Annotated in this window: 12 protein-coding genes; 9 read left to right on the top strand and 3 right to left on the bottom strand. The window is 33.1% G+C overall.

The annotated features are described in order from the left end of the window. Positions 1-43: 43 nt before the first annotated feature. The gene (gene porV, locus T410_RS02100; protein ID WP_035668259.1) at positions 44-1,213 is read right to left on the bottom strand and encodes a type IX secretion system outer membrane channel protein PorV; all 1,170 of its coding nucleotides are present in this window, start codon (positions 1,211-1,213) and stop codon (positions 44-46) included. 38 nt (positions 1,214-1,251) lie between these two features. After that, positions 1,252-5,082 carry a type IX secretion system sortase PorU gene (gene porU / locus T410_RS02095; RefSeq protein WP_035668256.1) on the bottom strand — a complete coding sequence of 1,277 codons (3,831 nt, stop codon included), beginning with the start codon at positions 5,080-5,082 and terminating at the stop codon, positions 1,252-1,254. 211 nt (positions 5,083-5,293) lie between these two features. Between porU and gldJ the strand changes: the two genes are divergently transcribed. Together gldJ and murF are read left to right on the top strand one after the other, a co-directional pair. After that, positions 5,294-6,979 (top strand): gliding motility lipoprotein GldJ, encoded by a 1,686-nt coding sequence (gene gldJ, locus T410_RS02090; RefSeq protein WP_035668253.1) that lies wholly within the window; start codon positions 5,294-5,296, stop codon positions 6,977-6,979. 65 nt (positions 6,980-7,044) lie between these two features. After that, positions 7,045-8,328, top strand: coding sequence for a UDP-N-acetylmuramoyl-tripeptide--D-alanyl-D-alanine ligase (gene murF / locus T410_RS02085; RefSeq protein WP_035668251.1), 1,284 nt, complete (start codon positions 7,045-7,047; stop codon positions 8,326-8,328). Between the two features lie 67 nt (positions 8,329-8,395). Here murF and T410_RS02080 read toward each other — a convergent pair whose 3' ends face one another. Continuing rightward, entirely contained in the window at positions 8,396-11,260 is a 2,865-nt protein-coding gene (locus T410_RS02080; RefSeq protein ID WP_035668249.1) for a triple tyrosine motif-containing protein, read from the bottom strand. Between the two features lie 347 nt (positions 11,261-11,607). Between T410_RS02080 and T410_RS02075 the strand changes: the two genes are divergently transcribed. The 7 genes from T410_RS02075 (at position 11,608) to T410_RS02045 (ending at position 21,905) form a co-directional block, all read left to right on the top strand. After that, positions 11,608-14,718: a TonB-dependent receptor gene (locus T410_RS02075; protein ID WP_035668246.1), complete on the top strand. Its 3,111-nt coding sequence runs from the start codon at positions 11,608-11,610 to the stop codon at positions 14,716-14,718. 14 nt (positions 14,719-14,732) lie between these two features. After that, a complete protein-coding gene (locus tag T410_RS02070; protein WP_035668244.1) occupies positions 14,733-16,241 on the top strand; it encodes a RagB/SusD family nutrient uptake outer membrane protein in 1,509 nt (502 codons plus the stop codon). Positions 16,242-16,255: 14 nt separating this feature from the next. Continuing rightward, entirely contained in the window at positions 16,256-17,341 is a 1,086-nt protein-coding gene (locus T410_RS02065; protein WP_035668243.1) for a hypothetical protein, read from the top strand. Positions 17,342-17,350: 9 nt separating this feature from the next. Next, the gene (locus tag T410_RS02060; RefSeq protein WP_035668241.1) at positions 17,351-18,310 is read left to right on the top strand and encodes a hypothetical protein; all 960 of its coding nucleotides are present in this window, start codon (positions 17,351-17,353) and stop codon (positions 18,308-18,310) included. Positions 18,311-18,397: 87 nt separating this feature from the next. Beyond that, a complete protein-coding gene (locus T410_RS02055; protein WP_081897792.1) occupies positions 18,398-19,501 on the top strand; it encodes a glycoside hydrolase family 16 protein in 1,104 nt (367 codons plus the stop codon). Between the two features lie 99 nt (positions 19,502-19,600). Beyond that, entirely contained in the window at positions 19,601-20,449 is an 849-nt protein-coding gene (locus tag T410_RS02050) for an endonuclease/exonuclease/phosphatase family protein (RefSeq protein WP_035668239.1), read from the top strand. Position 20,450: 1 nt separating this feature from the next. Beyond that, positions 20,451-21,905, top strand: coding sequence for a glycoside hydrolase family 30 beta sandwich domain-containing protein (locus tag T410_RS02045; protein ID WP_035668237.1), 1,455 nt, complete (start codon positions 20,451-20,453; stop codon positions 21,903-21,905). Positions 21,906-21,922: the final 17 nt, after the last annotated feature.

Here is a 21,922-nt window from a genome sequence, read left to right as displayed (position 1 = left end):
ATGAAATTTGGATTTGTTGTTATATTTAAAAAGTTTATTTTATTTAATATTCATCATACTTATCACCAAAATTGAAAGTAAGTGAAAATCTAAGTGTGTTTTCCAAAGGGTTTTTTACTTTCGATGCAGAGAATAAATAGGATACATCCACTTTTACAATTGTATATTTAAATCCTGCTCCAAGAGAGAAAAATTGTCTCGCTCCTTTTAAAGGACTTTCGTGAAAATATCCCATTCGCATAGCAAATGAATCTTGGTATAAATATTCAGCACCTGCAGCATAAGTGAATTCTTTTAATTCTTCTTTAAATCCGTCTGGAGCATCGCCAAATGATTTAAATACGCCAGATACCCAGCTAATAGAACGATAATCCTGTTGGTTTTGTGCTCTTTCTTCGCTAGTCACTGTTCCGTCTCCATTTAAATCTGGGTTTTGTGGAGTGGGTACTAATAATTTATTGAATTCTAGATTTAAGGCTACTTTATTATAATCATCTAATATGAAATCAAAACCAGTTCCTATTTTTAAATTTGCGGGTAGAAAATTGGTGCTAAATTCATCATTGTCATAGCTTATTTTTGGTCCTAAATTTTGAATATTAAATCCACCTCTCCATCTTCCGTTAAAATCAGTATATGCAATTTCTTCTGATTGATAGAATCCTGCCACATCAACTGCAAATGAAGTTGCTGGTGAAGCATCACCATTATCCGATGCTACTTTTAGACTAGAATGGATGTAGCGTCCAGCAACAGCCATGGAGAACCGTTCACTTAGTTTTAAAGAGTATGATCCGTCAAGAGCAAATTCATTTGGAGAAACTATTCTTGGAACTTCATCTGGATTACCAGTTTCACGAAGCTCTATGTTGCCTAGTCCAAAATATCTAAAGCTTCCTGCAAATGCACTCCGTTCGTTAAGTTTATTGTAATAGGTTAATTGTCCTAATGAAATGTCGTTTACTAAATCAGTAAGATATGGGGTGTAGCTCACAGAAAACCCCTGTTTGTCTATTGCAAAAGCATATTTTGCCGGATTCCATTGTTGTGAAAAAGCATCGGCAGATGATGAGACACCTATATCAGCCATACCTGCTGCTCTTGCATCGGCGGATACTAATAAAAATGGAACTCCTGTTGTTATGACTCTATCTTGTGCTTTAGTTAATGAAACTATAAATAAACAGATAAAGACCGACGTAATTTTTTTCATTATTGTAAGAATATGGGTTAAACAAATATAGTATTTTATTAAAGTATTACAAGTTTTTCAAATTTTTCAACCTTTTTGTTTGATAAGTTCGATTTCACTGTGAGCTTGTAAATGTAAACTCCCTTCCCAATTTTGCTGCCAAAATCATCCTTTCCGTCCCAAGTGATTTCTTTTGATAAAAAACCTTCGGTTAAAATAACTTGGTTTTTAGTCCAGACCACTTTTCCTGTTATCGTCATTACTTGAATCTGGACATCTAACGCTTCATAGGGTCTGTTATGTGTAAACCAAAATTCAGTGTAATTGACAAATGGATTGGGATAATTCAATACATGAGTCAATGTTATCATTTCATCACCAACTACTACAAACTGAATCTCAGTAATTATTGGGTTGTTATAAACATCCCACGCTTTGAAAGTTATAGTATGTAAGCCTATAGATAAATTACGTAATGGAAACCGAAGTGTTCCATTAGTATAGTCATCTAATTTTGTTTGATAATAATCATTTAAAATATACGGATTATTCACTTCGCCATCTAATATTGCAACAATGTCATGACCAATTCCACTGGCTGTGTTAATACCATTTTCATCTTCAAGAAAAGCAAGTAGGAAAGGCGATTCATTAGTTGTGCCTCCCGAAACAAAAGTCTCGTCATTCATATATAACTTAACTCTTGGACTAATATTGTCCGCAATTGCATTTTCATTAATTCCCCCTACTTTTATAGCGGTATTATATCCGGTTTCATTTTCTAATATTTGATTTTTTTTGGAGTAAAAACTAATTCTTCCGTTGGCTAATGGAATTCTAATATCTCTGGGAACAACAAAGCTAAATTCAAATTTACCATTAATTACAGATGCATTTCCTCTAAAAATGGTTTCGCCTAAAACATTGAAATTTAGTGGTGTGCTATTTCCGTCATTATTTAATGTTGTTCTAGGGATGGTTTTGTCAAAAATAGTTGTGGAGACTTCTCCGTTGTAATTGCTAAGTGGATTGTTGTTTTCATCCGTAATTTCTCCGCTTAATTTAATTTTTGCCAATGATTTGAAATCATCAACAGGTTGTGAAATGGAAACATCATTTACTTTAGTAAGATTTATTTTTGGTTTTGGTATAGCAAGCATTAATGCGGGATCGCCAATATAAAAAACTACATTAGTTGCTGAATTTGGATTGCTATTTTTGGAGAGCCGCAAAGTTTCAGCGATGGAAGTATATTGATTAGAACCAAATGACAATAAATTTTTAGAAAGAATGTCATTGAAATTTTCCGCATTATATTGGCCGATTGCTCGTATAGTAGTAATCATTGCAATAGCTCCGCCTTTAGGATTCCAGTAAGTATATTCGCCTGCTGTAGGTCTTGAAGGATTGTCAAAACGGGAAAATTCACAAGTTATGGTTATGAATAAAGGATATTTGTATTGGTTACTTAAGTTTTGCCCGTCCGATTTTTCCCAAATGCGTTCACTTGATAAACCATCTTCTCCGCCATGTCCTAAATAATTAAAGACCAATGCTCCTTTTTCAAAAGCATTAAAAAGATCAGTTCTCGCTTTTGGGTATCTAAAACCTCCCGCGGAAGCTTCTTGAACATAAGAGTCTAGTATTATTTTATTGATATTCAAAAAAGGTTTTTCGGTAGTAATAACGTCGGCTAAACTATTTTGACGGGTTTGAAGGCTTGCGTCCGAAGATTTATCGGCATCGTCTGAAATTAAAACAAAATTATTTCTCCAGCTTCCATATGATTTTAAATCATAGTATTCTATAACTTTATTTACCATCTCGTCAGCTTGTGCAGCATCATTTACGAGCATTCTTCCAACTGCAATATCTATTCCTCCAAAATAAGAAACTATATTTCCTTCATTAATATCCATTAATCCGAAAAAATCATCGGAAGCAAAGGAAGTTTCTCCTGAAGTATTACTATTTAAGGAATGATAAATAGGAACTACATTGGTGTTATTTGTAATGCGGTTTTTAAAATCATAGGAAGCATCACCAAAAAGGTTTACGTATTTTATTCTTTTATCAGCCGTTGAAGCATTTTCATAAATATATTTCACACAATTTCTAATTGCCGAAACATCTTGTTTTCCTGATGAAAATTCTTTGTAAATGGATTCAAGAGCGATTACTTTTACGATTAAATTTGAATTTGTACGGTGGAAATTAGCTAATTTTTCAGCCTGTGTCGTTAGGGAATTTGGAGCTATAATTACATAATCAATATCTTGGAACAGACCTTGATTGTTTTTAAAAAGTGTTCCTTTTAAGTTTTGATTGGTGATTTTTGTTTTGCCATCCTTTAAAGGAGTGTAATAGTCTGATTCATCAACGGCAATGTATTTTCTTAGTTCACCTAAATTAGCTTTAAAGGTAAAAGAACTTTGATTTGAATTTTCAGTTTTGGTTACATTGAATAAATCAGTTACATCCCAAATTTGAGAAATCCCAGTTGCATTAGTAATGGTATAGCTAACTACCCCAAGACTTGAATTAGACAAGTCGTATTGAAAAGGAAACTGTTTTCCGTAACCTTGAAGTTTTCTTTTGGCGATAAGTGTAATGTTGTCTAAATAGCCTTTTGAGCCAGGTACGCTATTATTATTATAAGTTAGTTTTATTTTTACATTTTCGGAACCGTTAAAAGTTGTGTTTTTTGGTAAAATGCCTACGTTGAATTCAATGTCTGAATTGGTGTTCAAAGATGGAAAAGATATGTTTCCTATTTCTTGGCCATTTGCTGCTATTTTGAATGAAGTGGGCGTAAAAGCAGCAGAAGCAGTTGTTGCTAAAATTTTTATTGGCGTTGTAGAATCATAGTTTGGAAAATTAAACTCAAATTCCTGCTCCTGATTGATATCAAACGATTCCCCAAACCATTGACGCCCAAGATGTGCAATATTTACAAGGTCTAATTCATGGTATTGATGATCGTCAAATGTGTCTAATTTTAATGAACTGTTTCCTGTAGGTTGGGTCATTTCAGGGATTCTTTTTCCATTATCACCTTGAACGGTTAGATAATAGTAGGATTTTGTATCGTACAAGTTATTGAAGGTTTGACTTTCTTCATTCCATGTGTCTAATCCTTCGGCATAAAATAAAATATAATCTTCATTATTGAAAACACCATCGCTTTCACCAATAATTTGAATAGGATTTTCAGTTAAATCAGATGGATAATCAATATTGTTTGACAAAGGCAACATTTTACCTCCATTACCGTAAATTTTTATCTTTTTTGGGTCGGTACTGTTTACGTTGAGACCTAATTGTTGCAAAAAACTCTTGGATATTTTATAAACTCCAGATTTTTCAACGTAAAATTGATACCAATCTCCTGAGGCTAAAATGGAATTAGAAATAATATTCGTGTTTTTTTCTGGTTTTGAAATTTTGGAAGAACTGCTTTTAATACGATAAGAAAATGATTTGATTCGTTTGTATCCAAAGTCATCTTTTATAATTGGCGATAAGGAAAGAAAGGCTTGTTTAAGATCTCTTGAATTGCTGATTTTTAATGAGCTACTAAGTGTTTTTGAAATGTTTTCTAAAGCCAATTCGCCAAGTTGAACAGTTGAAATTGATTCGTATGCGATGTCTGTAATTTGTAAGTCATTTTCATTAAATGAACCTGATTCTGATATTTTAAGGGTGTAGATGATTGTTTTTTTTGAAAAATCAAAATAATAACTACTTCCACTAAAATAAGGGACAGTAGCTGTAAAGTCTCCAAAAAACATTTCCTTTTTTTCTAACCATTCAATGGTTATATCACCTTTAATTTGAGCAAAAGAAACGAAAGAAATTAGGGATAAATAAACCAGAATTATTTTTTTCATTGTTTTTTAAACGTGATATAAAGTGAATTGTTATTAATGAGTAAAAATAAATCATTTAGTGTTATTGTAAATAATAAATATTATAAATTTGCGTTTCTATTGTATGATTTTCTGATAAAATTCAAAGAATTAAATTTTTTAAAAAAACGATGTTGTCAGTTAATGGTTAATTATTATATTGCGGCACCTAAATTATTACCGACTAAAGAGTATGAAAGTAAACAAAATTATGACCTTGCCATTGATGATATCAATGATTTTGATTGTTGGTTTGGCGAGTTGCAGTAAGAAATCCAGCTCAAAAAATGCATCAAGAGCTACAGGTTGGAATGTAGACAGTAAAAAGGGTTCTAGTAGTAAAAAGCAAGAAGCAGGACCAGGTTTGGTTTTTGTTGAAGGCGGAACATTTACAATGGGGAAAGTTGAAGATGATGTTATGCATGATTGGAATAATACTCCTACACAGCAACATGTCCAGTCTTTTTATATGGATGAAACTGAAGTTACCAATTTTATGTATTTAGAATATTTAGATTGGTTAAAAAAGGTGTTTCCTCCTACTGAAGAAAACTATAAAAATATTTATGAAGGTGCTTCGCCAGATACTTTGGTTTGGAGAAACAGATTGGGTTATAATGAAACAATGACCAATAATTATTTAAGACATCCTGCTTATGCAAACTATCCTGTTGTAGGAGTTAATTGGATTCAAGCAGTTGAATTTAGTAAATGGAGAACGGATCGTGTGAATGAAGCGATTTTAGAAAAAAATGGATACCTTAAGAAAAATGCAAAAACTAATGATGTAACTGCAGAAAGTTCTTTTAGTACTGAAACTTATTTAAATAGTCCTACATTAACTTATGGAGGAAATGAAGAAATAGTTTTAAAAGGAAGAAAAGGAGCTAGAAAAGCACCAAAAGCGGGAAAAGACGGTACTGTTTCAGAAGAGAAAAATGTATATGCACAACGTTCTTCGGGGATTATACTTCCTGAATATAGGCTTCCTACTGAGGCTGAATGGGAATATGCAGCTGCAGCTGATGTTGGTCAAAGAGAATATAATATTTACAAAGGTCAAAAGAAATATCCTTGGTCTGGTAGTTATACCCGTTCTGGAAAAAGACAAAGCAAAGGAGATCAATTGGCTAATTTCAAGCAAGGTAATGGTGACTATGGTGGGATAGCAGGATGGTCTGATGATGGTGCTGATATTACTAATGCAGTTAAAAGTTACCCGGCAAATGATTTTGGTTTGTATGATATGGCAGGGAATGTAGCCGAATGGGTTCAGGATGTTTATAGACCAATTATTGATAATGAATCAAATGATTTTAACTATTTTAGAGGTAATCAATACACTAAAAATAAAATTGGAGCTGATGGTAAAGTAGAAATTGTTACTAAGGAAACCATGAAGTATGAAACCTTAAGTAATGGTAAAAAAGTAGCTACTAGTTTTCCAGGTCAAATTGCTCAGGTTCCAGTTGATGAAAATGAAACGTATTTAAGAACAAATTTTGATAAAAGTGATAATATCAATTATAGAGACGGTGATAAACAGTCTACTAGATATTATAATTTTGGATCTTCTGAATCGGATAACGAAAAACAAAAAGAAGAAAAAATCATGTACAATTCTCCTAAACATAATGTCACTACAGACAGTTTGGGGAAAATGGTTAGAAAATATGATGTTTCCAGTAAAAGAACGACTTTGATAAATAATGAGGTAAGAGTCTATAAAGGAGGGTCTTGGAGAGATAGAGCATATTGGTTAGATCCGGCTCAAAGAAGGTATTTTCCTCAAGATATGGCAACTGATTATATTGGGTTTAGATGTGCAATGTCAAGAGTGGGTCCAAAAGCAGATAAGAAAAAATCAGCAAGAAATTAATTTTTATATATAATAGTAATAAAAGCCCTTTGATTAGGGCTTTTATTTTTTTAAATCGTTTTTAAATGGATATTAATTACATTCATAGTTTGTTTTTAAAATGTAAATCGGTTTCAATAGATACACGCAAAATTGAGCCAAATTCATTCTTTGTCGCTATAAAAGGAGATCGTTTCGACGCTAATACTTTTGCTGAAGAAGCATTAGAAAAAGGCGCCTCTTATGTTATTGTTGATAATAGAGACTATTTTATTGACCAAAGAACTATTTTGGTTGAAGATAGTTTAATGGCGCTGCAAGAATTAGCTAAGTTTCATAGAGCTTATTTAAAAATACCTATAATTGCCCTTACAGGTAGTAATGGAAAGACAACAACAAAAGAGCTAATTAATGTTGTTCTTTCAAAAAAATATAAAACCAAGGCGACAATCGGGAATTTAAATAACCATATTGGAGTGCCATTGACCTTGTTGTCGTTTGATTCAGAAACTGAAATTGGAATTGTTGAAATGGGTGCAAATCATAAAAAAGAAATTCAATTTCTTTGTGAATTAGCCAAACCAGATTATGGTTATGTCACTAATTTTGGTAAAGCACATCTTGAGGGTTTTGGTGGTGTAGCAGGAGTTATTGAAGGTAAAAGTGAGATGTATCAATATATTTTCGAAAATAATAAACTCGCTTTTATCAATCTTGAAGATCCTATTCAGGTAGAAAAAGCCAAAGTTTTAAAATCATTTACTTTTGGTATAAACAAAGAAAATGCAAATGTGAATATAACTGCTGTAAAAGCAAATCCATTTGTAGAAATAAATTATTCTAATGGTACAATCGTTTCTCATTTAATAGGGTTATATAATGCCAATAATATTAATGCAGCGCTCACTATAGGAAAGTATTTTGAAGTTGAAGACAATGCTATTAAAGAAGCTTTAGAAAGTTATATTCCTGAGAACAATAGATCACAGCTATTAACCAAAGGAACTAATCAAATTATTCTGGATGCCTATAATGCAAATCCGAGTAGTATGAGTGTTGCTATTGCCAATTTCGTGCAATTGGATAATCCAAATAAGATTATGGTATTAGGTGATATGTTTGAATTAGGTCAGGAAAGCCAACAAGAGCATAAGGCAATTGTAACAATGCTTTTGAATGAAAAAAATGTAACTTGTTATTTCATTGGTAAAGCATTTTATCAGAATAAAATGGATAATGATAATTTTGGATTTTACGAGACATTTGAGTCTTTTTCAGATTATTTAAGAGAGACTATCATTGAAAATAGTGCAATTTTAATAAAGGGCTCTAGAGGAATGGCTTTGGAGCGCACACTAGATTTTTTGTAATAGAAATTTATTTTTTTAATATTTAAAAGCCATCATTTTATTTTTATGATGGCTTTTTTTGGATTGCTTAAATACTCATTAAAAACCCAATTAGGTTTTCTTTCTTATTCAGTTCTAATTTTTTTCTTAATCGGTAACGTGCTAATTCAACTCCGCCGTTTGAAATATTCATGATTTCGGCAATTTCTTTTGTTGACATATTCATTAGTAAGTAGGTAGATAAATCTAATTCTCGTGGAGAAATTGTTGGATATTTTTCTTTCAATCTTTTTAGAAAATCAAAATGGACATTCTTAATGTGTTTTTCCAAATCTTTCCAGCTTTTGTCTGCATTTACTTCTTTCGTTATGCTTCTGTTTAGTTTTGTAAATTGGAATTTGGTTGATTCATCAAAGGATTCTACATTGATATCTTTTAGTTTATAGATGATTCCGTTAAGAATTTTATTTTTCTTTACTACTTGTAAGGAATTGTTTACTAGTTCTTTGTCTTTTGCTAAGATTTTAATTTGAAGCTTGTCATTTTTTAATTTTTCTATTTCTTTTTCCAGTTCGTATTGTTCTTGCCTGATTTTCGATTCTTTTTCTAAATAAAGCCTTCTTTGCTCAATAGTTTCGTAGTATTTGTTTTTTCGTATTTTGGTTTTTATTCGAGTTCTAATAAAAAATACAGAAGCAATGACAAGTAAAACATATAAGATATACGCTAAAAAATGTCTGTACCATGGAGGGGAAATACAGAAATTCAATATGGTTTGTTGTGATTGTTTGCCATAATTGGTTCTGGCTTTAATCTTCATAGTGTAATTGCCTTCTCTTAGATTGGTATACTCTTTAATTGTATTGGTAGACCAATTGCTCCATTGGTTGTCGAAACCATCCAACTGGTAAGAAAATTCAAGGTTCTCAATATTTTCATACGAAGGAGATGAAAAAGTGAATTTTACATGATTAGAAGAAAATGGAATTTTATAATTATCCAAAGCCTTTTGTCCATTTGCTAAAATAATAGTGTCTCCAGGAAATGAAAAGCTTCTTATGTACGCTTTTGGTGTTGCTTCGTAGTTATTTAGTAAATTAGAATCGTAATGGGCCAAACCATCGGTCAATCCTATAAAAGTATCGTTAGGTCCCGTAGTATTTATGGATAGATTATTAGATACTATATTACCTGTAAGTTTAGAAAAAGGAGCTACAATGTTTTTATAATGATTCGTTTTGATTTTCAATAAAACACCTAATGATTCGTCAAAACTATACCAAATGTTTTTATATTTATCTTGAGTTAAAGTATTTATTTTTGGAAGAGTAGCAAATAAATTACTCATTTTTTTATCTTCAAAAAATAAATTTTGCTCATAGGAATAGTTATAAAAGTGGTTATTTGTTTGGAAATAAATCTTGTTTTCTAGCTGTTGTATTGTTCCAATCCCTTTTACTTTTTTTGATAAATCTTGATATGTTTTGATTGATTCAAATCTTTTCAGATCCCCACTTAATGTCATTCTAAAGGCTAAGTTATCTTTTTTTATCCAAATATTTTTTCCTTCCATTTCAAATGATCCGGATGACTTAGAAAAGCCTTCAATTCTATTTTTAAATTGCCAACTGTTTGATGTTTTTTCAAAGATTGCAAAGCCATCATAATTGGAGCCAATTAAATAATTGGCATTGTTAGGAATTTGCATGAATTTCCAGTAACCTATGTTGTCCAATATCTTTGTCGTTTTTTCTCCCTTGATTAATAGCGCCCCTGTGTTGTGGGAACATAATAATTGGTCGTCAATCACTTGTATATTCCATGCTTGTCCGGTAGTTCCTTCTACGAGTTTAAAGGTGTCTTCTTTGATTGAGTTATCCCAAGAATGATAAAAAAGCCCTTGATTCGTAGCTACGTAAAGATTTCCTTTATGTAGTGCTGTTGCGTAAACAGTACTTATATTGTAGCTAAATCCAAAATGAGTAAAAGGGGAGTTTTCATTTATAAAAGTTATTCCGTTATCAAGACCTAACCAAAGATTATTTTTACTGTCAATAAAAGAGGTCAGTATAGTGTTGTTTTGAAGCCCTTTTGTACGGTTAATATTTTGGATGATTTTGCCATTTAAATCACATACAATAATACCGTCTAAAACGGAATTGAGAACAATAATTTTATCTTTTATGGCTACACCTCCAAGAGAGCTGTTTTTTTTGATGAAAGTATTTGCTTCGGTATTCCAAGGTGTTATCTTTTTAGTGTCATATATAAAAAGTCCTTTGTTTAAAGTAGAGATTAGCAACTTGTTTTCAGGTAAGGAGAAAATACCCCAGATTTCTGTATTGTTTAAAATGGTTGTATTTTTTAGTTGAAATAGTTTTCCGTTTTTGTACTCCAATATTCCCAGTGAGATATCTTGTATATAAAGGTGGTTTTTTACATGAAATGAGAATTGGAATCGTTTGGGGGCTTTGAGGATTTTAATTTTTTTATTCTTAAATATATATATTCTTTCAAATGATTGAAAAATGACTTCATCATTATGAATATGTATTTTCCAGATAAAATCCATGAGTTTGAGAGTACTCTTGTTTATCATATTAGATAAAGAAAAATAAATTAATTTTCCTTTTGAATTAGATTTAAAGTAACCAAATTCACTGTATCCACCCACGAAAATTTTCCCGGAATTATCAATTTTCACACATCGTATCGCTATCGAGTTTGGGATATTATACTTTCTCCATGATGAGCCATCAAATTGAAAAAGACCGTTATTATTAGCAAAATATAAATTGCCATTTCTATCTTGGTCAATATCCCAATTTTGAGTGCCACCTTTATAATCGGATCTTTTGTAGTTTCTAATATCTGGTAGTCCTATGTTCTTGACTTGACTACAGAGTGTTGTTGTTATTAATAAAATTAGAAGATGGAATTTTGTAAATCTCATGATTGAATTCTAAATGTAATAAATTGATTATTATTTAAAAAGACTTCGGTTTCTGCTCATAGACAATAAGAAGAAGTGCTTGTTTTGGTCAGATTTTTATAAAAAAATGGAAGTGTTTATATATTCTATAAATGTAGTGGTTTTTTTTAAATTAACATTTGTATAACACGGTAAAGTAAAATTCAAATAATTTATAATAAGGTACTTATGTAAATTTTGATGTGTTTTTGTCAAGTAATAAAAATGACTTTGATGTGTTTTTGTAAGGAAAGATAAATAAGAATATAGAAAAAATAAATATAATATTGCTGGAAATTACTAATTAATTAACCAAAATTTTTAGAAATATGAAATTTAGAAAATTGTTTATTTTTTGTTTTTTATCTATTCTATTCTCAGTTTACGCACAAGCACAAGATGTTAATGTAAGCGGAAAAGTTTATGACGAAAACGGACTTCCCATCCCTGGAGTATCCATTTTAATTAAAGGAACTTCCAAAGCTACGGCTACGGATTTTGATGGAAATTATCAAATAAAGACCACTTCAAAAGGGACTTTAGTATTTAGTTATTTAGGGTATAATTCCGTTCAGGAACCTATTAACGGAAGAAATCGAATTGATGTTAAACTTAATCCTTCATCAGAATCCTTACAGGAAGTGGTTGTTGTTGGATATGGTACTCAAAAGAAAAGTGTTGTTACAGGTGCAATATCCAGTGTTAAAGCTAAAGATCTTGAGAAAGTTCCTAATGAGCGCATTGAGCAAGCTTTACAGGGCAGAGTTTCAGGAGTTACTATTGCTGCCAGTTCTGGTCAACCAGGTTCGGCATCCACAATTCGAATTAGAGGGGTGACTACTTTTGGTGAGGGAGGGAATGACCCTCTTTGGGTTGTTGATGGTGTTGTTGTTGATGCTGGCGGAATAGGATTTTTGAATCAATCTGATATTGAGTCGATAGAGGTTTTGAAAGATGCTGCTTCGGCCGCAATTTACGGAACGCGTGCTGCAACTGGAGTTATCTTGGTTACAACCAAAAAAGGGAAAACAGGAAAAATTACCGTAAACTACAATGGATTCTCAGGAATTTCCTCACCTGAAAAGACGTTGCACTTACTAAACGCAACACAATATGGAGCGCTATTAAATGAAAAATCAGTTGCTGCTGGTGGTCCGGTTATATTTTCTAATTTATCAACTTTAGGTATTGGAACGGATTGGCAAAAAGCAATTTTTAATACGAATGCATTTCGTTATTCCCATGAATTAAGTATTAGTGGCGGAAGCGAGGTTTCTAATTTTTATGCTTCTTTTGGACTTCAAAATCAAGAAGGAATTGTTTCTACTGAAATTTCGAATTATACCAAAAAGAATTTCCGTTTAAACTCTAGTCATAAAATATCTAAAGTATTTACTTTCGGGCAGACTTTTGGATTTTCTAGACAAAAAACTGTTGGAATTGGGAATACAAATAGTGAATTTGGAGGGCCTTTAAGTTCTGCAATTAATCTGGATCCTACTACACCAATTATAGAAATAGATCCAGTTAAAGCGAATAATGCTCCGTATAGCACAAACCCTGTAATTAGAGATGAAAATGGAAATCCTTATGGAATTTTAAGTTTAGTTGGTCAAGAGATGACTAATCCTTTGGCTTATGCCAAAACTAGATTAGGCGGTTATGGTTTTTCTGATGATATTGTGGGAAATGCTTATTTGGAGGCTTCAATAACTAAACATTTTAAATTGAGATCTACCCTTGGAGGAAAATTATCTTCTTGGGGAGGACAAGGTTTTACACCAATTTTTTATTTAAGTGCCACTTCAAATGTACTTAAAAACAGTTACAGTAAAAATGATAGTAAAAGTTTTGCTTGGAATATTGAAAACATTCTTACCTATACAAATCAATTTGGGAACCACAATTTAACGGTATTGTTGGGGCAAGGTTCTTATGTGGATAATATTGGAGGAGGATCTGGATCTACTTTGTTCGGATTGCCTATTACAAATTATCGTGATGCCTCTTTCAATTTTGATATTCCACAATCAGACAGAAGTAGTTATACATTCGATTTGACAGATCATAAATTGACTTCTTTGTTTGCACGTGTTAATTACGATTATAAAGAAAAATATTTATTTACTGGGATTATACGTCGCGATGGTTCAAGCCGTTTTGGTGCAAATAATAAATTTGGAGTATTTCCATCATTTAATTTAGGATGGGTGGTAACCAAAGAAGATTTTTGGAAAGAAAATAATGTACTTAATACATTGAAAATTAGAGGAGGATATGGAGTTGTAGGAAATGATGCAATACCAAATTTTAGATATCTTTCACTTGTAGAAGGGGGATATAATTTTTCTTTTGGGAATGTTGGTGCAATCACTACTGGTTATGCAAACCTTACACTTGATAATCCTGATTTGAGATGGGAGGAAACTTCTCAAACAAATATTGGTTTTGAATCAAGATTTTTCAATGATTTTAACCTTACAGTAGATTTATACAAGAAAACAACCAATGGTATTTTAAGACCAATTAATATACCAGGTTATGTTGGAGTTGCTGCAAATCCTACAGGAAATGTTGCTGACATGGATAATAAAGGTATTGAGGTTGAATTAGGGTATAAAAAGAAATTTGGGGAGGTAAATTTCTCCGTTAATGGAAATATAGCTTATTTAAAAAACACAGTTACTTATATCGCTGCCGATTCAAATTATATTACTGGAGATGCTTCTTTTCAATCTATGGGACCAGTAACAAGAACACAAGTTGGACAATCCTATAATTCATTCTACGGGTTTAAAACTGCTGGAATTTTTCAAAACCAAGCTGAAATAGCTGCTTATACAAATGCTTCAGGTGGTTTAATTCAACCTAATGCACGTCCAGGAGATTTCCGTTGGGTTGATACTGATGGTAATGGTTCTATAGGTGATACTGACAAACAATTTTTAGGAAGCAATATTCCAAAATACACTTACGGTTTAACTTTGAATTTAGATTATAAAAATTTCGATTTTATGGCCTTCACCCAAGGTGCCGCAGGAAATCAAATTTTCCAAGGATTACGTAGGTTAGATGTTGGTAACGCTAACTATCAGACTATTGCATTAAGCAGATGGACTGGTGAAGGAACATCAAATGTTTATCCTAGACTTACAAATGATGATACGAATGGCAATTTTGGTAAAATGTCTGATTTTTATTTAGAAAAAGGAGATTATCTGAGATTAAAATTAGTTCAGTTAGGGTATTCATTGCCTAGTGATGTGATTAGTAAAATTGGGGCTAATAAAGTGCGCTTGTATTTAACTGCTGAAAATCTATTTACATTAACGAAATATACAGGATATGATCCTGAAATTGGTGGAGGTGTATTTGGAATAGACAAAGGAATCTATCCGCAAGCAAGAACATTTATGTTTGGAGCCAATTTACAATTTTAATAAAATCAAGAATTATGAAAACGATAAAATTTAAATATTTATATATAGCAGTAGCAATGGTTTCCTTAGGTTCTTGTTCTGAGGAGTTTGTTAACATTACACCAAAAGGTTCTTTTCTTTCGGATAATTATTATGCTAATGAGGAACAGGCGACTGCTGCTCTAGTTGGAGTTTATGATCCAATCAGAAAAAATTCAGGTGGCTTTGAAAATATAATTTCTATGATGAACGCAGGTTCAGATGATTTTTATGCTGGCGGCGGTGGTGCTACAGATGGGGACGGAATTCAAGCGTTCTCTAAGCATACCCTTACTTCAACAAATGTGCCTGCTAGTTTTTGGAATGATCATTATCAGGGAATATTTAGAGCAAATACTTTGCTTTTAAAATTACCTAATGTTGCAATGGCTGATAATCTTAAATCCAGATTTACTGCAGAGACAAAAACGTTGCGCGCTATCTATTATTTTAATTTGGTTCGAATGTTTAAAAACGTTCCATTATTATTAGATCCATTGACCGCAGCTAATATGTATGAGGCAGAACAAGCTGCTCCAGAAGCCGTTTATGCTCAAATAGAAAAAGATTTGTTAGAAGCAATAACTGTTTTGCCAACAACGGTTCCAGCTGCAACAGAATCTGGACGTCTTACAAAATGTGCCGCTCAAGCTATGCTTGGAAAAGTATATTTGTATGAAGGTAAAAAAACAGATGCTGCTACTGTTTTGGCTCAAGTAAATGGTACACCGGGTGCAGCGAATCAATACGGTAATAAATTGTTGTCTAACTTCAATGATTTATGGGTTGTTGCCAATAAATTTAACACAGAGTCAATAATAGAAGTATCCCATACAAGTGCCGGTAATTCTGATTGGGGATTCTGGGGAAGTGGCAGAGACGAAGGGAATTCATTGAGTGTTATGGTAGGTCCTAGAAGTTACTCGAGACCATCTGGTTCTACAGCTGCAGATTTGCCATCAGGATGGAGTTTCAATGTTATTACACAAGATTTGTATGATGCCATCAAAACCGATCCTAGATTTGGGGCTACCGTATTTGATCTGAAAGCTCTAAAAGCGGCAGGTCAGGCAGATTATATTGGAGGCTATCAAGACACAGGTTATTTTTTAAATAAATTCCTTCCAAGAAAAACAGATGTTCGTACTGGTGGTGGGGCAGCAGAGTTAAATTACAGACAGAATACTTATGTAATTAGACTTGCCGATACTTATTTGATGGAAGCGGAAGCATTAGGGTCAGGCGCAAGAGCACAAGCTTTACTTGATGCAGTAAGAGCAAGAGTTGGTTTGCCATCTGTTCCGGTCACACTCGCTGCTATTAAAAATGAAAGAAGAATGGAACTTGCAGGCGAAGGGCATAGATTCTTTGATTTAGTACGATGGGGAGATGCTACATCTAAATTAGCAAACAGAGGTTTCGTTGCAGGTAAAGATGAAATTTTTCCATTACCAACCAGAGAACTTCAAGGAACTAAATTGAAACAAAACCCGGGGTATAATTAATAAAAGATAAAATTATGAAAAAGATAAAATTTATTTTCAGCTTTGTACTATTACTGGCTATCACTATAAGTTGTACGGTTGAAGGAATCAATAATGACACTGCTCTTATAGGTACAGATTCATCAGCGAATGTCAATAAAATATTTGATATCAGTACGGATAACTCAGGGAAAGTAAAGATAACTCCAACAGCTGATGGCGCTACTTCGTTTCAAGTAGTTTATGGGCAAGGTACTGGATTGCCAGCTACAGTTGCTCCAGGAGCAAGTACAACTCACGTTTATCCTGAAGGAAAATATACGGTAAAAATTATCGCTACTTCTATTTCGGGTGCTACAACTGAACAAACATTTCCATTAGATGTTGTTTATAGAGCTCCCGAAAACTTAATCATTTCTACCTCTGGAGATATGAAAGTAAAAGCCACTGCATTATACGCTAAATCATTTTTAGTATATTATGGAGATGTGTCAAATGAAGTGGGTACACCTATGGCTATTGACCAAGAATTGCCAGCTCATACATACCCGGCAACGGGAGGACCTTTCGTTTTGAAAGTGATAGCTCAAAGTGGTGGAGCGGCAACTGCGCAAGGAACTAAAACATTATTTGGATTCCCTATTGATTTTGAAAGTGCAGCGGTAAATTACTTTTTTGGAACTTTTGGTGATGTGACTTTTTCTAAAGTAGCAAATCCAAATGCGACAGGTTTAAATACTAGTGCAACAGTAGGTAAATATACTAAACCAATTGGAGTGCCTTCATGGAGTGGTACGTATAGTCCATTGAATATCCCTCTTAATTTTGCTTATGGAAGTAAAATTAAAGTTTTGGCTTACAATCCTGATCCGGCAAATATTGGTAAAAAATTAAATGTTGAATTAGAATGGGCTGTTGGTGGAACTCCTGCAAATGGAGTTGCGGTACTAAAAGCACCTTTTATGACATCTGGAGCTTGGGAAGAAATTGTATTTGATTACAGTACTATTTCAGGTATACCTGCAGGGGCTAAATTTACACAACTTGTTTTGCGTTACAATGATTCAGATTCAGGAATAGGAGAAGTTATTTATGTTGATAACATTCGATTAACAAATTAAAATAAAACTATGAAAACAAATTTAAAATATATTTTTGGCGTTTTCTTGGTGTTGCTTCTAACATTAAGTAGTTGTACTCAAGAAACCTATTCGTTAGGAGATTTAACAGCTCCGTCAAACATTGTTGTCAATACAGAAGTTGTAGGGCAAGATGCAACACATCCAAATGGTGATGGATCAGGAAGCGTAAAAATTTCTGTAACGGGTGACAATGCGCTTTCGTATAAAATAGATTATGATGCTAATACAGCAGTAGATTTAGTCTATTTACCTAATGCTACCGCTACTAAAAAGTACACAACACTAGGGATAAATACCTATCGAATTACTGTTGTTGCTTATGGTAAAGGTGGGTCTTCTACAAATGTCACTAAGGATGTTACTGTAAGAAGTGATTTTACTGTTGATGCTTCAATCGTTACGGCTTTAACGAATAACGCATCAAAAACTTGGGTTGTTGATAAAAGTGTAGCAGGTCAGCTTGGTGTTGGTCCATGGAATGTAGATTCTATCAATCCAGAATGGTGGGCTGCCGGAGTGAATGAAAAAGTAGCTTCTGCAAATGGGTTTTATACAGCCACTTTTACTTTTGCTAAAGTTACTGGAACAGGAACTTATTCTTTACAAGTTACCACTCCAGATGGAGCATTTACAAAAACGGGTTCGTTGACAACTCTTCCCGGAATTCCATCATCAGGTGATGAAGGATGTTATCCTTATGGAGGAGGAACTTCTGCTTTTAGTTTTATACCAGCATCATCAGGCGCACCTGCTGTTGCATCAAAACCTGCAAATTCCCCTTCTACTCAGACAAGTATTTTATTATCAGGAGTTAATACCTTTATAGGATATGGTGCTGTTCAGAAAGAATATGAGATTTTGGTTATAACATCAACTTATTTGTATGTTAGAGTTCAAGGAACTGAAACTGGAAATGCTTGGTACTTAAAATTGAAACCGGTACTCTAATAAATTTAAATTAAATGTAAGCTCAGAACTACATTTGGTAGTTCTGAGCTTTATTTTAGCATTAGTTTTAAAAAAATAAAAAAAAATATGAAAAATAATGTGTTGATTCAATTTTCAAAAAACAATAATTATCGATTTTCAAAAGTTCTGTTTTTCATTGCTTTAGCTAATTTTTTCATGTTGTTTTCCTGTAGTGGAAGTACTAATGATGGAAGTGAAGCTGTAATAACGCCTTCAAATCTTGCAATTTCAGCAACAGTAGTTGGAGTAAGTGCACAAAATCCAAATGGGAATGGTACAGGAACTGTAAATTTTAGTTTGAGTGCAACTAATGCAACTTCTTATAAAATTTTACTTGGAAATGGAGAAACTAAAGAGCTAACAAGTGGAGATTTTACTTATACCTATACAACATCAGGGACAAATACTTATGTTATATATGTATCTGCATACAATTCAGGGCATTTTGTTTCTTCGAAGCTTTCATTAACAGTTTTCGTGGGATCTTCTTTAGTTTGGTCAGATGAGTTTAACACTGATGGAGCGCCTGATGCCTCCAAATGGACTTTCCAAATTTGGGATCCAGGAAATGTTAACAACGAACTTCAATCGTATACCAATCGTTCAAAAAACACCATTGTTGAAGGGGGAGTTTTGAAAATAAAAGCCATTAGGGAACAGTATGGAAAGGGGGACTTCACTTCTGGAAGACTTGAATCCAATGGAAAATTTGATTTTACTTATGGCAAAATAGTGATTAGAGCAAAATTACCTACTGGAGTTGGGACTTGGCCTGCAGTCTGGATGCTGGGAAGCAATATTGGCAGTGTTGGGTGGCCTGCATGTGGTGAAGTAGATATTTTAGAATCTGTTGGAAAAGAGTTGAATGTCAATCATTCATCATTGCACTCCCCCGGGCGTTCAGGAAGTACTCCAGATACAGGAACTATAAATGTGCCTAATGATAATACCGAATTTCATATCTATACAGCTGATTGGAAAGCAGATTCTATAAAGTTTTATGTGGATGACAAGTTGTTTTACACTTTTGTAAATTCAGATAAATTTCCATTCAATAAAAACTTTTACTTAATTGTAAATTTAGCAATGGGAGGTGTTTGGGGAGGTCCAGTAGATCCTAATTTTACTTCTTCAACTTTTGAGATAGATTATATTAGAGTGTATAATTAATTTGGTGTTTTTGTTTAGTTAGTACGTTCTTCATTGTGAGCTTCTATTTGTAAGTTGGATAGAAGCTTCAGTGGAGAATAATAATTTAAAAATAAAGAAATGAGTCAGTCAAAAAAAATAATCTGTTCGGTGTTTTTTCTTCTAATGAGTTTGTTTTCTCCAGCTCAAACATTAAAAGTAATGACGTATAACATTCGTTTGGATATTGCTAGTGACGGAGAAAATGATTGGAACCATCGAAAAGATTATTTTACATCGCAGATTCAATTTTACGAACCAGCTATTTTTGGAGTTCAAGAAGCAAGACCCAATCAGGTTATTGATATCGCAACGGCGCTATTGCAATATGATAATGTAGGTATTGGAAGAGAAGGAATTGGGAAAGGAGAATCTTCGAATATTTTTTATAAAAAGGAAAGATTTAGCGTTAAGGAAAACAACACTTTTTGGCTTTCTGAAACACCAAATGAAATTTCTATGGGATGGGATGCCGCTTGCAACCGAGTTTGTACGTATGCGCTGTTCAAAGATTTGAAAACAAAACAACTGTTTTGGGTTTTTAATACGCATTTGGATCACATTGGCGAAGACGCAAGAACCAAAGGAATACAGCTTATTCTTTCGAAAATAAAGGAACTGAACGCTAAAAATTATCCAGTAATTTTCATGGGAGATTTCAATTCAGAACCTAACGAAGATAGAATAATAGCACTGAAAAAAGTAATGAACGATTGTAGAGAAGTTTCAGTAGAGAAGCCTTTTGGGCCTTCTGGAACATTTAATAATTTTGTGCATAATGAACCAGTAACCAAATTGATAGACTATATTTTTATTTCTAAAGACAGTATTTTAAAAGTCAAAAAATATGCAGTTTTAAGCGATTCAAAAAACGTAAGATATCCATCAGACCATTTGCCTGTTTATGTCGAAATAAATTTTAATAATTAATATGAATACTATAAAATATACTATGAAAATTTTCTTTTTAATAACCTTATCAGTCATGCTATCTAAATGTTCTCCGGCTAGTGATACTGTTAATCCTACTCCAAAACCAACTCCACCGGTTGCAGTAAATGAAGTTGACTTTTGGTTGACCAAAGGCAATCAGACTGTAAATCTTCAAAAGCAAACATCAATTTTAGCATTTGGGACAACCTATAATAATTATGGTACTATTGAGGTTGATGATTCCCAAACATTTCAAAGTATTGATGGATTTGGATACACTTTGACTGGAGGAAGTGCTCAGGTTATTAATTTATTAAATGCACAAAAAAGACAAGAATTATTGCAAGAATTATTTGGTGCCAATGGCAATTCAATTGCAATAAGTTATTTAAGGATCAGTATTGGCGCCTCAGATATGAATGCTACGCCCTTTACTTATGATGATTTGCCAAGCGGACAAACAGATGTGAATTTAGACAATTTTAGTTTAGCTCCGGATAAAACGGATTTGATACCCATGCTAAAAGAAATAGTGGCAATCAATCCAAAGATTAAAATTATGGCTACGCCGTGGTCTCCGCCAGTATGGATGAAAGACAATACTAATTTTATTGGAGGAAGTTTGAAACCAGAGTATTATGGAGTTTATGCACAGTATTTCGTGAAATACATCCAAAAAATGAAAGCCGAAGGAATTACTATTGATGCCATTACACCACAAAACGAGCCATTGCATCCCGGGAACAATCCTAGTATGCTGATGCTCGCTTCACAACAAGCTGATTTTATAAAAAACCATTTGGGTCCAGCTTTTCAAACAGCAAATTTGATGACTAAAATTGTGGCTTATGACCATAATTGCAACAAACCGGAATATCCTATAGCAGTTCTAAGCGATGCTGGAGCTTATCCTTTTATTGATGGTTCTGCATTTCACTTATACGAAGGTGATATAAGCGCTTTGTCAACGGTTCACAATGCGTTCCCCAATAAAAACTTATATTTCACGGAACAATATACATCTTCTACCGGAAGTTTTGAAGGCGATTTGAAATGGCATGTGAAAAATGTTGTTATTGGTTCTATGCGAAATTGGAGCAAAACAGCATTAGAATGGAACTTAGCCAATAATGCTTCTTTTGGACCTAATACTCCAGGCGGTTGTACGACCTGTAAAGGAGCATTGACGATAAATAGCAGTGATAATTTTACCAGAAATGTAGGGTATTATATCATTGCGCATGCTTCTAAATTTGTCCCTGCTGGTTCTGTTAGAATTGCAAGTACTATAAGTGGGAATTTGAATAATGTAGCCTTTAAAACACCAAGTGGGAAAAACGTTTTAATTATTGAAAATGATGGAAGTACTGCTGAAATTTTCAATGTTAAATTCAACGGAAATTGGGTAACAACATCATTAGAATCGGGTTCAGTAGGGACATTTATTTGGTAAAACTGCCTATATTTGGT

This window comes from Flavobacterium sp. 83 (assembly GCF_000744835.1).
GTDB lineage: Bacteria > Bacteroidota > Bacteroidia > Flavobacteriales > Flavobacteriaceae > Flavobacterium.
The sequence above is the reverse complement of the archived record's forward strand: the minus strand, read 5'-3'. Positions and strand labels throughout refer to the sequence as shown.

What these genes read in the sequence shown, in the direction of transcription:
- porV (WP_035668259.1), bottom strand. Translation starts at nt 1,213, where the DNA reads ATGAAAAAAATTACGTCGGTCTTTATCTGTTTATTTATAGTTTCATTA.
- porU (WP_035668256.1), bottom strand. Translation starts at nt 5,082, where the DNA reads ATGAAAAAAATAATTCTGGTTTATTTATCCCTAATTTCTTTCGTTTCT.
- gldJ (WP_035668253.1), top strand. Translation starts at nt 5,294, where the DNA reads ATGAAAGTAAACAAAATTATGACCTTGCCATTGATGATATCAATGATT.
- murF (WP_035668251.1), top strand. Translation starts at nt 7,045, where the DNA reads ATGGATATTAATTACATTCATAGTTTGTTTTTAAAATGTAAATCGGTT.
- T410_RS02080 (WP_035668249.1), bottom strand. Translation starts at nt 11,260, where the DNA reads ATGAGATTTACAAAATTCCATCTTCTAATTTTATTAATAACAACAACA.
- T410_RS02075 (WP_035668246.1), top strand. Translation starts at nt 11,608, where the DNA reads ATGAAATTTAGAAAATTGTTTATTTTTTGTTTTTTATCTATTCTATTC.
- T410_RS02070 (WP_035668244.1), top strand. Translation starts at nt 14,733, where the DNA reads ATGAAAACGATAAAATTTAAATATTTATATATAGCAGTAGCAATGGTT.
- T410_RS02065 (WP_035668243.1), top strand. Translation starts at nt 16,256, where the DNA reads ATGAAAAAGATAAAATTTATTTTCAGCTTTGTACTATTACTGGCTATC.
- T410_RS02060 (WP_035668241.1), top strand. Translation starts at nt 17,351, where the DNA reads ATGAAAACAAATTTAAAATATATTTTTGGCGTTTTCTTGGTGTTGCTT.
- T410_RS02055 (WP_081897792.1), top strand. Translation starts at nt 18,398, where the DNA reads ATGAAAAATAATGTGTTGATTCAATTTTCAAAAAACAATAATTATCGA.
- T410_RS02050 (WP_035668239.1), top strand. Translation starts at nt 19,601, where the DNA reads ATGAGTCAGTCAAAAAAAATAATCTGTTCGGTGTTTTTTCTTCTAATG.
- T410_RS02045 (WP_035668237.1), top strand. Translation starts at nt 20,451, where the DNA reads ATGAATACTATAAAATATACTATGAAAATTTTCTTTTTAATAACCTTA.